At 46.4% G+C, this 13,032-nt stretch carries 13 protein-coding genes; 12 read left to right on the top strand and 1 reads right to left on the bottom strand.

Annotated features, from left to right (window positions below; all coding sequences use genetic code 11):
* Window positions 1–15: 15 nt before the first annotated feature.
* From mutM to coaE, 3 genes are all read left to right on the top strand, one after another.
* Window positions 16–843, top strand: a complete 828-nt coding sequence (mutM, locus tag P3X63_RS15855) for a DNA-formamidopyrimidine glycosylase (RefSeq protein WP_026588222.1) — start codon at window positions 16–18, stop codon at window positions 841–843.
* 188 nt (window positions 844–1,031) lie between these two features.
* Window positions 1,032–1,664: a sporulation membrane protein YtaF gene (gene ytaF, locus P3X63_RS15850; protein WP_026588221.1), complete on the top strand. Its 633-nt coding sequence runs from the start codon at window positions 1,032–1,034 to the stop codon at window positions 1,662–1,664.
* An 18-nt stretch (window positions 1,665–1,682) separates the two neighbouring features.
* On the top strand, window positions 1,683–2,279 hold the full coding sequence (gene coaE, locus P3X63_RS15845) for a dephospho-CoA kinase (RefSeq protein WP_026588220.1): 597 nt from the start codon (window positions 1,683–1,685) through the stop codon (window positions 2,277–2,279).
* A gap of 29 nt (window positions 2,280–2,308) precedes the next feature.
* Here coaE and P3X63_RS15840 read toward each other — a convergent pair whose 3' ends face one another.
* Window positions 2,309–3,793 (bottom strand): pectate lyase family protein, encoded by a 1,485-nt coding sequence (locus tag P3X63_RS15840; protein ID WP_077736214.1) that lies wholly within the window; start codon window positions 3,791–3,793, stop codon window positions 2,309–2,311.
* 254 nt (window positions 3,794–4,047) lie between these two features.
* Between P3X63_RS15840 and P3X63_RS15835 the strand changes: the two genes are divergently transcribed.
* From P3X63_RS15835 to thrS, 9 genes are all read left to right on the top strand, one after another.
* Entirely contained in the window at window positions 4,048–5,070 is a 1,023-nt protein-coding gene (locus P3X63_RS15835) for a glyceraldehyde-3-phosphate dehydrogenase (protein WP_277691417.1), read from the top strand.
* Between the two features lie 231 nt (window positions 5,071–5,301).
* Window positions 5,302–5,688, top strand: coding sequence for an adenosylmethionine decarboxylase (gene speD / locus P3X63_RS15830; RefSeq protein ID WP_026588217.1), 387 nt, complete (start codon window positions 5,302–5,304; stop codon window positions 5,686–5,688).
* A 158-nt stretch (window positions 5,689–5,846) separates the two neighbouring features.
* The gene (locus P3X63_RS15825) at window positions 5,847–6,236 is read left to right on the top strand and encodes a hypothetical protein (RefSeq protein ID WP_026588216.1); all 390 of its coding nucleotides are present in this window, start codon (window positions 5,847–5,849) and stop codon (window positions 6,234–6,236) included.
* 16 nt (window positions 6,237–6,252) lie between these two features.
* Complete coding sequence (nrdR, locus tag P3X63_RS15820; protein WP_026588215.1) at window positions 6,253–6,711, top strand: transcriptional regulator NrdR; 459 nt, start codon at window positions 6,253–6,255, stop codon at window positions 6,709–6,711.
* Between the two features lie 97 nt (window positions 6,712–6,808).
* Window positions 6,809–8,230 (top strand): replicative helicase loading/DNA remodeling protein DnaB, encoded by a 1,422-nt coding sequence (dnaB, locus tag P3X63_RS15815; RefSeq protein ID WP_277691415.1) that lies wholly within the window; start codon window positions 6,809–6,811, stop codon window positions 8,228–8,230.
* 18 nt (window positions 8,231–8,248) lie between these two features.
* Window positions 8,249–9,178 carry a primosomal protein DnaI gene (dnaI, locus tag P3X63_RS15810; RefSeq protein WP_026588213.1) on the top strand — a complete coding sequence of 310 codons (930 nt, stop codon included), beginning with the start codon at window positions 8,249–8,251 and terminating at the stop codon, window positions 9,176–9,178.
* Window positions 9,179–9,200: 22 nt separating this feature from the next.
* On the top strand, window positions 9,201–9,833 hold the full coding sequence (locus P3X63_RS15805) for a TVP38/TMEM64 family protein (protein ID WP_026588212.1): 633 nt from the start codon (window positions 9,201–9,203) through the stop codon (window positions 9,831–9,833).
* 78 nt (window positions 9,834–9,911) lie between these two features.
* Entirely contained in the window at window positions 9,912–10,754 is an 843-nt protein-coding gene (gene ytxC / locus P3X63_RS15800; protein WP_026588211.1) for a putative sporulation protein YtxC, read from the top strand.
* A 345-nt stretch (window positions 10,755–11,099) separates the two neighbouring features.
* The gene (thrS, locus tag P3X63_RS15795) at window positions 11,100–13,031 is read left to right on the top strand and encodes a threonine--tRNA ligase (protein WP_277691411.1); all 1,932 of its coding nucleotides are present in this window, start codon (window positions 11,100–11,102) and stop codon (window positions 13,029–13,031) included.
* Window position 13,032 lies beyond the last annotated feature (1 nt).

Here is a 13,032-nt window from a genome sequence, read left to right as displayed (position 1 = left end):
AAAGGAAGTGATCATGTGCCGGAATTGCCGGAAGTTGAAACGGTCCGGCGCACTCTTGCCGGACTTGTCAAAGGAAAAACAATAGATGCGGTTGATATTAGATGGACGAACATCATTAAACGTCCGGCGGAACCTGAAGAATTCGCCAGACTTCTTGCCGGTCAGACGATTCAGTCGATAGACAGAAGAGGAAAGTTTTTATTGTTTCATCTTGATCACTGCGTCATGGTTTCCCATTTGAGAATGGAAGGGAAGTACGGTCTCCATCAAAACGGAGAGCCCCTTGATAAACATGTGCATGTCATTTTCAAGTTCACGGACGGAACGGAGCTGCGCTATCGGGATGTCAGGAAGTTTGGCACGATGCATTTGTTTAAGCCGGGTGAAGAACAGACAGAGCTGCCGCTCAGGCAGCTCGGCCCGGAGCCGTTCAGCAGCGAATTTACAGCCGGATATTTAAGAGAGCGCTTGATGAAAACAAACCGCTCGGTGAAAACCGCGCTTCTCGACCAGCGGACGGTCGTCGGATTGGGGAATATTTACGTGGATGAAGCCCTGTTCAGAGCGGGAATCCATCCGGAAACACCTGCGAGCAGGCTGACGAAAAAACAGACGGTTCTCCTCCATAAAGAAATCGTCCAGACGTTAAAAGAAGCTGTTGAAGCCGGAGGGAGCACAGTCAGATCCTACATTAATTCACAAGGGGAAATCGGCATGTTCCAGCTCAAGCTGTACGTCTACGGACGAAAAGGTGAACCTTGTAAAACATGCGGATCTGAAATTGAAAAAACGGTCGTTGGAGGAAGAGGTACACATTACTGTGTGAAATGCCAAAAAAAATGACAGTAGCGGATAAAGGCAAATCGAGTCGTATCCTTGTTTAATCCTTTCGGTGCAACCCTTAGGTATTGTTGCTTTTTAGAATGAACAATACACAGATGGTTTTCTTTTCTCATATATATAAGAAGCCTAAAAAATATGCCTAAGGTTAAAAACTTGCACCGCTGCATCAACAGAAAGGAAGACCGGATATGATATTTGCATCTTTCTTGCTTCTGGCATTTGCCGTCAGCCTGGACAGTTTTTCAGTCGGATTAACCTATGGTTTGCGAAAGCTGAAAATTCCTTTTAAAGCGATATTGATCATCGCTTTTTGTTCGGGCGCCGTTATGCTGACTGCTATGATGATCGGATCGCTTTTGGAGAAGTTCCTCCCCGTTGTTGTAACGGAAAGGCTCGGCGCCGTTATTTTAATGGGGATCGGCGCTTGGGTGCTGTACCAATTTTTCAGGCCGGAGAAAGAGCAGGAAGTTGCCATTTCGAAAAAAACCTTGTTGAACCTTGAATTGAAATCCCTGGGAATCGTCATTCATATTTTAAGAACGCCGACAAGCGCCGATATTGATAAATCGGGAATCATTACCGGCATGGAAGCGGTACTGCTCGGCTTCGCTTTATCGATTGACGCCTTTGGCGCAGGGATCGGAGCAGCGGCACTCGGTTTTTCACCGGTTCCGATGAGCATAACCGTAGCCGTGATGAGTTCATTATTTGTCTTTTTTGGCATGAAGTCAGGCCGTTTTTTATCAAAATGGAACTGGATGGATAAACTGACTTTCCTTCCCGGTATATTGCTGATCATGATCGGAATTTGGAAACTGTAAGAAGGGGGTGCTAAGCACGTGACATTGGTCATCGGTTTAACCGGAGGCATCGCCAGCGGAAAAAGCACTGTCGCGCAAATGTTTCAGCAGGCCGGCATCACAGTGGTTGATGCCGATGTCATCGCAAAAGAAGCCGTCGAAAAGGGAATGCCGGCATATTGGAAAATCGTCGAGGCATTTGGCGATGGCATCCTGCTTGAGACAGGCGATATCGATCGGAAAAAACTCGGAGAGCTTGTATTTACGAACGAAGAAAAAAGGGTGCAATTAAACGAGATCGTCCATCCGGAAGTGAGAAAAGCGATGATCAAACAACGCGATGACGCCGTTTCGGCCGGAGAACAATTTGTTGTTCTTGATATTCCGCTTTTATATGAAAGCGGGCTTGAACATTTGACAGACAAAGTGATCGTCGTCTGGGTCCCAAAAGAGCTTCAGCTAAAGCGGCTGATGAAAAGAAACAAGTTTAATGAAAAAGAGGCGCTTAGTCGAATTCAAGCCCAGCTTCCCCTTGATGAAAAAAAGAAAAAGGCCGACGCGGTCATAGATAACAGCGGCAGCCTGAAGGACACGGAAAAACAGCTTCAAGACCTTCTGGAGAGATGGTCAAAATGAGTGCGGGAAAACCGCACTCATTTTTTTGTTCAATATTGCTTGAACTGGCTGAAATTCGCGTAATACAATGCGGAATTTTGCGCACCTGCGTACCGTTCGGCAAAAGCTTTGGCATTACCCGCCTTCATCGTTCGATAGCTGTAATTGGATGAAGGTTTCCAGCTTGTCTCGGGTGATTTCTGCCCCTTTATCGCCGGGTATGACCCGACATCTTTAAACGCACCGTCTCCGTAATCATCCAATATGCCTTTCTCGTTGCCCGTGCCAAAGTAATTGGCTTCAGAATATATTTTGGCCAATGTCGTAATCGTGAAGCCGAGATGGAAATTGTTAATATAATTGTTTTTTACGTGAAAATAACCGTAACGCATCAACCCGGGCGCCCTGACGTAGAGATTCTCGAACCGATTGTGGCTGATCGTCATTCTCGGATATCCATTATAGATACTGTGGTACTGCTTGTCATCTTGAGGCCAGCCGAGAATCAGGCCGTACCTGTGGTCTGTGAACATGCTGTGAGACAGTGTGATGTAATCGGCTTTGGCGCCGACGTATAAGAGCTTGTCGAGATCGTGGCCGTTTGCCGAATAGCTGTGGCCCTGGAATGTAACATGGTCAATCCAGTAGTTTCGCGAATCTGTAATATAAACAGGGATGTCATTGTTTTCGTGAATCGATTGATCATGGGCAATGACCAGGTTTTTGAAAATGACGTTGCCAGACTCCGCTTTTGTTTTAAAGTAAACATTGTTCAGCTTATGTTTTTCAAACGAGCCGACAATCGTTTTATTGGCGCCCGCCGTCAATACCGTTTTGGCTGAAGCACCGATATTGCTGGAGACGACAACGGTGCGCGGTGTTGAATCTTCAATATTGGCCTTCAGTTCGCCCAGGTTGTTGACGTAGACGACTTTTCCGAGCAGCCCGCCGGTCGTGCCTGTTTTCTGCCTGCCGCTCGTTTCCTTCGCATAGCCGGCGAAACCTTCGAGCCCATCGCTTGGAAGCTTCCACTTTTGGAGGGAGCTTCCCGTATATTTGCCAAGCTTCACTCCGCTTCCGTCCCGTGTCAGTGCCAGGTTGTTGTTTTCTGCGCTGACGATTTTATACGTCATAAAATCCCCGTTCGCATCTTTGTCAGCCCCAATGATGTTCCACAACTCTTCCTTCCGTGAATTGTCATAGTAAACCACAGCGGGATTGTTGTCTGACAGGGCATAATGGGCGGGAATGATAATTTTGCCGTTATCCATGTTTCTGATTTTGAATTGTTTGCCGTCAGATGTATCAAGCCTCCACCTTTCTTCTTTTTCCCCGCTCGTTTGTTTCGTTGTAAGCGGCGCGTTGTCCTGATTCCCGGCGGGTGTGATGTTTAAGCCTGATGAGCTTTCCAGCCTGATCATCTGTTTCGGATAATCTTCGCTTGCCGCAGACGCGGCCTCTGTCCCTAATAAAAAAGAAATGCCAGCCGCAGCTAAAAAAGAAATGATGAAAGATGCGTTTTTGATCAGTTTCATGTTTGTCCTTCCTTGAAGACACTGCCTTCTGTCGTGTGAAAATTTAGCGCTGTTGGAAATTGTAGCACTTAAGATGTATTTGAAATATATGCTTTAAGGATGATTTTTTTTAGTCTTTTGTTCACTTTTTCACAACGATGCGTAAATTTGCTGTAAAAGGTATAAATGGTATGGCTAATTTAAAATAATGTGTTATACTTATTTTGAATAAAACATGATGTGGAATGACATAAAAAACAAGGGGTGTATGTTTAATGAAGGTGAAAGTTGCCATAAACGGATTCGGCCGCATCGGCAGAATGGTATTTAGAAAAGCGATGCTTGATGAACAGATTGACATTGCGGTGATCAATGCGAGCTATCCTGCGGAAACACTCGCTCATTTAATAAAGTATGACACAAATCACGGACGCTATGAACTGGATGTCAAAGCAGGGGAAGACCATTTGCTGGTCAACGGGAAAAAGGTCATGCTCACCAATCAAAGGGAACCGAAGCTTCTTCCGTGGGCCGATTATGGAATAGACATTGTCGTCGAGGCGACGGGCAAGTTTAATTCGAAGGAAAAAGCGGAAGCTCATCTTGAAGCGGGTGCAAAAAAGGTCATTTTAACGGCTCCCGGTAAAAATGAAGATATTACGATCGTGATGGGTGTGAATGAACACGAATTCGATGCGGAGCGCCACGCAATTATTTCAAATGCATCGTGTACAACAAACTGTCTTGCCCCTGTGGCAAAAGTGCTTGATGATGCATTCGGAATCGAAAACGGGCTTGTCACGACCGTTCACGCATTTACAAACGATCAAAAAAATATTGACAATCCGCACAAAGACTTGAGAAGGGCGCGCGCCTGCGGATCTTCGATCATTCCGACGACGACTGGCGCAGCGAAAGCGTTGTCTCTCGTCATGCCGCATTTAAAAGGAAGAATGCACGGATTGGCTTTGCGTGTTCCTGTTTCAAATGTTTCACTCGTTGACCTTGTCGCCGATGTAAAATGCGATGTATCGGCAGAGGATATCAATGAAGCGTTCCGCACGGCTGCGGCAGGCTCCATGTCCGGCATCATTGATGTATGCGATGAACCTCTCGTGTCAGCGGATTTTAACACAAATCCATATTCCGCCGTCATTGACAGCCTTTCAACAATGGTTCTTGAAAACAGAAAAATGAAAGTGCTTGCATGGTATGACAATGAATGGGGATACTCCTGCAGGGTCGTTGACCTTGTCAGATTTGTCGCTTCAAGAATGAAACATCCATCAGCTGTATAAAATAAAAGCATGGACGGATAAAAAAAACCCCTTAACCACCAATTGATAAAACCGCCTTGCAAAAAATATTCAAACAAAGTATACTATTTTTCGTGAACTTCTAGTTCGTGAGCGCTTCGGCATTACTTAAAGGGTTAGGACCTCTCCGGACTAACTTTCCCCCGTGGTAATTGACCGGTTCAGTTGCTTGGAAATTCACTTTTTTAATTCTTGTTAAGGGGGGTCCATGCTATGGAAACAATGGGGCGTCACGTCATCTCCGAGCTGTGGGGATGCGATTTTGATAAGCTGAATGACATGGATTTTATTGAGAAAACGTTTGTAAATGCGGCACTCAAATCAGGTGCTGAGGTCCGTGAGGTTGCTTTTCATAAGTTTGCTCCGCAAGGTGTAAGCGGGGTCGTGATCATTTCCGAATCTCACCTGACCATTCACAGTTTTCCTGAACACGGGTATGCCAGCATTGATGTTTATACTTGCGGAGATCTAGATCCGAACGTAGCTGCGGATTATATCGCAGAAGAGTTAAAAGCGGAAACAAGAGAGAACATTGAAATACCGAGAGGCATGGGGCCTGTTCAAATCAAACAGGCTAAAGCCAAAGCACAGGCACTTTAAAGGGAGCTGGATGAAAAAGCGGATATCGCTTGAACATCCGCTCCTTTTTCTTTCCCTTCATGATTTTTTCCTGCATTTTCAGGCTGTTTGATTTTCCCTTGGAAATGGACTGTTTTTTTAATAAAATATAGAGAAGAAAGGCAAAGGGGACAAAGGAAATGAGTGTTCTGCAAAAAATTCAGGGATTTTTTTCAACCCATGCCGAGACATCTGACCGCCATCCCGTCGACGAGCTGAAAAGCCGCTATTACAAAGCGACGGCAAAACAGGCGCTCGAAGCTGTTTTAGACACGCTGGAAGGGCTTGACGGCTGCACCGTGATCTCGGTGTCGGAGGAAAGAGGAGAAGTAAACGCGGAAGCCAAAAAACCGAGAAAGTCTTTTGTGGTCGCGACAGTCGTTTCCGTCCGTCCATTTGAAACAGCGGTCGATTTTAATGTATCGACGGAAACGTTTTTGCCGACCGATTTTGGCTCAAGCCGCGGCATGGTTTCAACGTTTTATAAGGAACTGGACCGAAAGCTGACCAAGGCAAAACCAAACAACTGAATAGGGAGCTGAAAAAATGAAATGTCCAGCATGTCAGCATAATGGGACGAGGGTTTTGGACTCCCGCCCGGTTGACGAAGGCAGATCCATTCGCAGAAGGCGCGAATGCGAATCATGCAATTATCGGTTTACGACATTTGAAAAAGTGGAAGAAATTCCGCTGATCGTCGTCAAAAAAGAAGGAATACGCGAAGAATTCAGCCGGGAGAAAATGCTCCGCGGCCTGATCAAAGCCTGTGAAAAAAGGCCTGTCGCTTTAAAAGAGCTTGAAGATATTTGTTTTGCAATTGAAAAAGAGCTTAGAAATCAAGGCGTCTCTGAAGTGAAAAGCGAAATGATCGGAGAAATGGTGATGGATCGTTTGGCGAAAATCGATGAGGTCGCATATGTCCGCTTTGCTTCAGTATATCGTCAGTTTAAAGATATCAACGTATTTATCGACGAGCTGAAAGATTTAATAAAGAAAGAACGGTAAAGAGCTGTAAATATATCCAGCTCTTTTCTCATGACAAAAACATCGGGAAAAGGTGTAAAATGAGGACAAGAAACAAAGTGGAAGGTTGACATAAAATATGAGTAATTATTGGAAAGATTTGCTTCCTGTCGATCCTTACATGGTCAAAAGCTATGGCATGCTTCAGGATTTAGACCGGCAAATTATCACGCTATTGTATCAGCCTTTAATCGGCTCCTTTTCACTCAGCTTGTTTTTTACGCTTTGGGGAGAGCTGGAACAAAACAGGGTATGGGGAAAAAGCTCGACCCACAGACAGCTGATGGGAGCGATGCAGGCCAATCTGAAGATGATTCACGCCGAAAAGGAAAAGCTTGAAGGAATCGGACTGTTAAAGACATATATGAAAGAAACAGATGAGGAACGTTTATTTATATATGAATTGATCCCGCCTTTAAGGCCGGATGAGTTTTTCCAGGACGGAATGCTGAATGTGTTCCTATACAACCGCGTCGGAAAGACGAGGTATCAGCAGCTGAAAGAATATTTCGTACATGCATCAGTCCCTGAAGATGCCCGTGACATTACCCGTTCGTTCAACGAAGTTTTTGCATCCGTTCAGCCGAATGAGTGGAAGATGTCAGAAGATATGGCCGAGGCGATGAAGCTTGGCGATGAACAGGAATTCATGAAAGAGGGAACAGGCCGGTCTGTCACAGTCACTGAAGATGAATTCGATTTTCAATTGTTTCTGGCCGGTTTATCGGAAACGCTTATACCGAGAAAAGCGCTGACAGATCAGGTAAAGGAAACGATAAAAAAACTGGCCTTTCTATACGGAATCGACCCGCTCGATATGCAGAACGTTGTCATGTCAGCCGTAGATGAGCATGATACCATTACATCGGAAGCGCTCAGAAAAGCGGCGAGCGACTGGTATCAAATCGAAAGAAACGGTTTGCTTCCTGAACTTGTTGACAAAGTGCAGCCTCTCAAGCTCCGTGAACATCCAAATGAACAGCCGTCCAACAATTCGAAGGAAGATCACTTAATCTCTCTGCTTGAACAAGTATCGCCAAGGAAGCTGCTTCAGGATATCGGGGGAGGCGCTGAGCCGTCGAAAGCCGATTTGAAAATCATAGAGGAAATCATGCTTGACCAAAAACTGGAGCCTGGCGTCATCAATGTTTTGATCTACTATGCGATGCTGAAAACCGATATGAAGCTTTCTAAAAACTACATTCAAAAAATCGCTTCCCACTGGGCCAGAAAAAAAGTGCGGACGGTAAGGGAAGCCATGCAGCTCGCCAAAGCAGAAAACCGCCAATATCTTGAGTGGGCGGAAGGCAAGAAAAAGCAGACCTCACGGAACAAAAAAGTCATCAGAGAGGAAAAACTGCCGGATTGGCTCAAGGAAAGCAAAGCTGAGGATTTGTCTGAGCCAACAATGCAGACTGCGGCAAGCATGGAAGATTTTGAACTGGAGAAGCAGAAGCTGCTTGAAGAAGTGAAGAAACTGAGGAAACATTCCGCCCTTTAACATGTGAGGTGAACGAATATGGAGCCGATTAAACGCGCACTCGAAGGTGTGACGAAAAGGCCTGACTTTAAGAAACGCCTGGAAGATATGAAAGAAAAGGTTCTCTCTGACAAAGATGTTCGGCAATTTATCGACCAGCATCAGGCTGTAGTGGATGATCGTATGATCGAGAGAAGCTTAAACAAGCTTTACGAGTATACACAGCAAAGCAAAGCCTGCGGGGACTGCCCAAGTTTAATGGAATGCAAAAACCTGATCCAGGGATACCATCCGAAGCTTGTGCTGAACGGGAAAACGATCGATGTCCAGTATGACACCTGTCCGGAAAAACGAAAAGCTGATGAAAGGGAGAGACAGCGGTCGCTCATCAAAAGCATCTATATTCAGGAGGATCTTCTGGATGCCACATTTGCCGACATTGACGGTGACGACCCGAGCCGGTTGAAGGTGATTCAGCTGGCGACTGAATTCTTTCATGACTACAACGAGACAGGAAAAGGAAAAGGAATTTATGTCCACGGGCAGTTCGGCGTTGGAAAAACCTTTATGCTGGCGGCCATCGCCAATGAACTTGCGGCAAAGGATCACCCGTCCATCCTTGTCTATGTTCCCGAATTTGTCAGGGAGCTGAAAAACGCAATTCACGATCAGTCATTGGAGGAAAAACTCGATATGGTCAAATCGACGCCGGTTCTCATGCTCGATGACATCGGAGCAGAATCGATGTCCAGCTGGGTCAGGGATGAAGTGTTCGGCACGATCCTTCAGCACAGAATGAGCCGGCAGCTGCCGACGTTCTTTTCATCAAATTTTGACCCGGACGAGCTGAAGCATCATTTCACATATTCCCAAAGGGGAGAAAAAGAGGACGTGAAGGCGGCAAGGCTGATGGAAAGGGTGCGGTATTTGGCTACACCCGTCCGGCTGAATGGGAAAAACCGCCGTTAGTGACGACAGGGAGATGAAGAGCATGCAAAAAAAAGGCTTGGGCAAATGGGCGGTGATCACCGCGCTTCTTGCCGCCGGAATATGGTTTAATACAAAGTATTTGAATCTCAGCCCGCGCCATATCAGGGAAGCCGTCTTATCCTTCGGCGTTTTTGCCCCGCTGATCTACATCGGTTTATTAATGATCCGGCCGTTTTTGCTGCTTCCCGCCTCGGTTTTTGCCGTCGGCGGCGGTTTGGCATTCGGTCCGCTGTTCGGATCTTTATATTCGTTTATTGGAGCCGCCGGCGGGGCTTTTTTATCATTCGCCCTCGCTTACAGGCTTGGCGGCGGTATGAAAAAAGCGCCTCTGAAACTTGAAAGTTTTCGGGCTCTTTTGCAAAAGAACGGTTTTTTCTGCATCCTCCTCTTGCGGCTCGCACCGATTCATTTTGATGCGGTCAGCTATGCGGCCGGCGTCTCGAAAGTCAAGCCTCTCGCTTTTTTGGCGGCCACTGCCGCGGGGATCATTCCTGGTACGGTTATTTTAAATGCACTCGGGTCAAGCCTCTTGTCCGGAGACATCGCCGCGATTGTGATCATCGCCGCCATCTACCTTTTGTTCATTACCGTTCCCTTGTTGTTCAGAAAAAAGGTGCAGGAGCTGTTTGATTGAACACGGAGTCCTTTTTTTAAGTCTATTTTTTTTGTCCCGCCCATATACATGTATCAGATGTTGTTAGGGGGGACAAACATGCTCGAAATTACATTTGAAGATGATTATGATACAGCCGCGTTTTTGCATCTGCTTCGCAATGCGGATCAAAGCCGGCATATCAAGGTTCACAAAGCGCCAGGAAAGATCGGAATTGAAAAAACCCATTCCTCTGTCAGTATCCAGGCTTTTATTCAGCCGATTTTGACGAGGTTTTTTACAGAATGCAAGGAAGATGAATATATGCTTTCGGTCATTGAAGGTGATTATTACTTTTTGGATCGGGATGAGCAGCAGCAAATTCTTCAATTGGCCCACAGCATTATGGAGGGTGAACTGGAGGGGCTGCCTCTCAATCAGGACGATACCCCTCGTGAGCATTACATCATCCAGGAGCTCAAAACGATCTGTCTTGAAGAAAACGTCTTGTCGATCCGCTCCTTTATGACGTTTCGGCTCGGCAAATATTATGAGCGCCTGAGAGGCTATGTCGAAGCGGCGATCGATGAATATAAAATGGAACAGGAATACCAGACGTTTATTCAGTCGCTGAGAGAGTATGTCATGGCGAAGGAGCCGATGATTGAGCGAGTTCATATTGTCCATGATGATTATTTTGTATTGTGGGAGCTAAAATTTGTTTCAGAACGGGAACAAAAAAAATACATAGACAGACGATTCATAAGAGAACACCCGATGTATATTGATTCCCGCCTGCTGGCGCCGCTCGTATCGATAGCTCCGAGGAAAATCGACCTTTATACAGAGAATCGAGAGCATGCTATGGTGCAGACGATTCAAAATATTTTCCAGGAGCGGGTGCGGATTTTATCACTTGATTCCTTTCATCCTGAGGAGAACATTTTTGAAGAGCATTCTTGATTTTGCATGAAAAACGATTTATAATACGGTATAAACTTAAAGATCTATGTGTTGATAAGGACATGAAAAGATGAACACCGGTTTGACAGAGAGGGAGACCAAGGCTGCAAGTCTCTTAAACCAAGGATCATTTTTTTACCGCCTTTGAACATCAGTTGTGAAAGACGAAATGTCAAGTAATGGCTGACGGGACTTCCCGTTACAGAACCTAAAGCCGAAAGCGCCCAAGGGTTTTTTGCGCTTTTCGGGAAAAAGGGTGGAACCACGAATTCCGTTTATCAAATCCTCGTCCCTTTCACAGGGAGACGGGGATTTTTTATTTTGTAAAAAAAAGGAGTGACTAGGATGTCAGATATGGTAAAAATCAAATTTCCTGACGGAGCGGTTAAGGAGTTTCCCAAAGCGACGACGACAGAAGATATCGCGGCATCAATCAGTCCCGGCTTAAAGAAAAAAGCGATTGCCGGAAAATTAAACGACAAAGAAATCGATCTGCGCGCACCGATCCTTGAGGATGGCGCCATCGAAATCATTACGGAAGGCAGCGAAGAAGCGCTTGACATCATGCGCCACAGCACCGCGCATTTAATGGCTCAGGCGATCAAGCGACTGTATAAAAACGTCAAGCTTGGCGTCGGTCCGGTGATCGAAAACGGCTTCTATTATGACGTCGATCTGGAGGAAGCGCTGACTCCGGAAGACCTTCCAAAGATTGAAAAGGAAATGAAAAAAATCGTCGGCGAAAATCTGCCGATCGAAAGAAAAGAAGTCAGCCGCGAAGAAGTGAAAGAGCGGTTTGCCGCAATCGGCGATGACTTGAAACTGGAACTGCTTGACGCGATTCCGGAAGGCGAGACGGTATCGATCTATGAGCAGGGCGAATTCTTCGATCTGTGTCGCGGTGTTCATGTTCCTTCGACTGGAAAAATCAAGGAATTTAAGCTGCTGAGCCTTGCGGGAGCATACTGGCGCGGGGACAGCAACAACAAGATGCTGCAGCGCATCTATGGGACGGCTTTCTTCAAAAAAGCCGAGCTTGAAGAGCATCTCCGGCTGTTGGAAGAAGCGAAAGAGCGCGACCATAGAAAACTGGGCAAAGAATTGAAGCTGTTTGCGATTTCACAAAAGGTCGGACAAGGGCTGCCGCTTTGGCTGCCGAAGGGCGCGACCATCAGACGCGTCATCGAGCGCTATATTGTGGATAAAGAGCTCGCTCTCGGTTATGAGCATGTCTATACGCCTGTGCTTGGCAGCAAAGAGCTTTACGAAACATCAGGACATTGGGATCATTACCAGGACACAATGTTCCCGCCGATTGAAATGGACAATGAAACATTGACGCTTCGTCCGATGAACTGTCCGCACCATATGATGATTTATAAAAATGACATTCACAGCTACCGTGAGCTGCCGATTCGGATCGCAGAGCTCGGGACGATGCACCGCTATGAAATGTCAGGCGCTCTTTCAGGTCTGCAACGCGTCCGCGGGATGACGTTGAATGATGCCCACATTTTCGTCCGCCCTGATCAAATCAAAGACGAATTCATCCGCACGGTCCGCCTGATTCAGGAAGTGTATGAAGACTTCGGTCTTGAACAGTATTCATTCCGCCTGTCTTACCGCGATCCGGAGGATACGGAGAAGTACTATGATGACGATGAAATGTGGAACAAAGCACAATCGATGCTGAAGGAAGCGATGGACGAGATCGGCCATGATTATTACGAAGCTGAAGGCGAGGCGGCGTTCTACGGACCGAAGCTTGATGTGCAGGTCAAAACAGCAATCGGCAAAGAAGAAACACTGTCAACTGTTCAGCTTGACTTCCTGCTACCTGAAAAATTCGATCTGACATATGTCGGAGAAGACGGAAAACCGCACCGTCCGGTCGTCATTCACAGAGGTGTCGTATCGACAATGGAACGCTTTGTCGCCTTCTTGATTGAAGAGCATAAAGGAGCGCTGCCGACATGGCTTGCTCCGGTGCAGTTCCAGGTCATCCCTGTGTCGCCATCCGCACACCTCGACTATGCAAAAAAAGTGCAGGAACGCCTGCAGCGTGAAGGTTTGCGCGTTGAAGTCGACAGCCGTGACGAAAAAATCGGCTACAAAATCCGTGAGGCGCAGATGCAAAAGATCCCTTACATGCTTGTCGTGGGGGATCAGGAAGTCGAAAATGAAGCGGTCAATGTCCGCAAATACGGTGAGCAAAAATCAGAAACGGTTTCACTTGAGGATTTCGTGAAAAAAGCCGTCGCTGAAGCGAAAAAATAAC

It is taken from the genome of Bacillus sp. HSf4 (assembly GCF_029537375.1).
Taxonomy (GTDB): Bacteria; Bacillota; Bacilli; order Bacillales; family Bacillaceae; genus Bacillus; species Bacillus sonorensis_A.
This window is presented reverse-complemented; position numbering and strand designations above follow the sequence as displayed.

Coding starts and splice junctions, on each gene's coding strand:
- ytaF (WP_026588221.1), top strand. CDS start 1,032: ATGATATTTGCATCTTTCTTGCTTCTGGCATTTGCCGTCAGCCTGGAC.
- P3X63_RS15840 (WP_077736214.1), bottom strand. CDS start 3,793: ATGAAACTGATCAAAAACGCATCTTTCATCATTTCTTTTTTAGCTGCG.
- P3X63_RS15835 (WP_277691417.1), top strand. CDS start 4,048: ATGAAGGTGAAAGTTGCCATAAACGGATTCGGCCGCATCGGCAGAATG.
- speD (WP_026588217.1), top strand. CDS start 5,302: ATGGAAACAATGGGGCGTCACGTCATCTCCGAGCTGTGGGGATGCGAT.
- P3X63_RS15825 (WP_026588216.1), top strand. CDS start 5,847: ATGAGTGTTCTGCAAAAAATTCAGGGATTTTTTTCAACCCATGCCGAG.
- nrdR (WP_026588215.1), top strand. CDS start 6,253: ATGAAATGTCCAGCATGTCAGCATAATGGGACGAGGGTTTTGGACTCC.
- dnaB (WP_277691415.1), top strand. CDS start 6,809: ATGAGTAATTATTGGAAAGATTTGCTTCCTGTCGATCCTTACATGGTC.
- dnaI (WP_026588213.1), top strand. CDS start 8,249: ATGGAGCCGATTAAACGCGCACTCGAAGGTGTGACGAAAAGGCCTGAC.
- P3X63_RS15805 (WP_026588212.1), top strand. CDS start 9,201: ATGCAAAAAAAAGGCTTGGGCAAATGGGCGGTGATCACCGCGCTTCTT.
- ytxC (WP_026588211.1), top strand. CDS start 9,912: ATGCTCGAAATTACATTTGAAGATGATTATGATACAGCCGCGTTTTTG.
- thrS (WP_277691411.1), top strand. CDS start 11,100: ATGTCAGATATGGTAAAAATCAAATTTCCTGACGGAGCGGTTAAGGAG.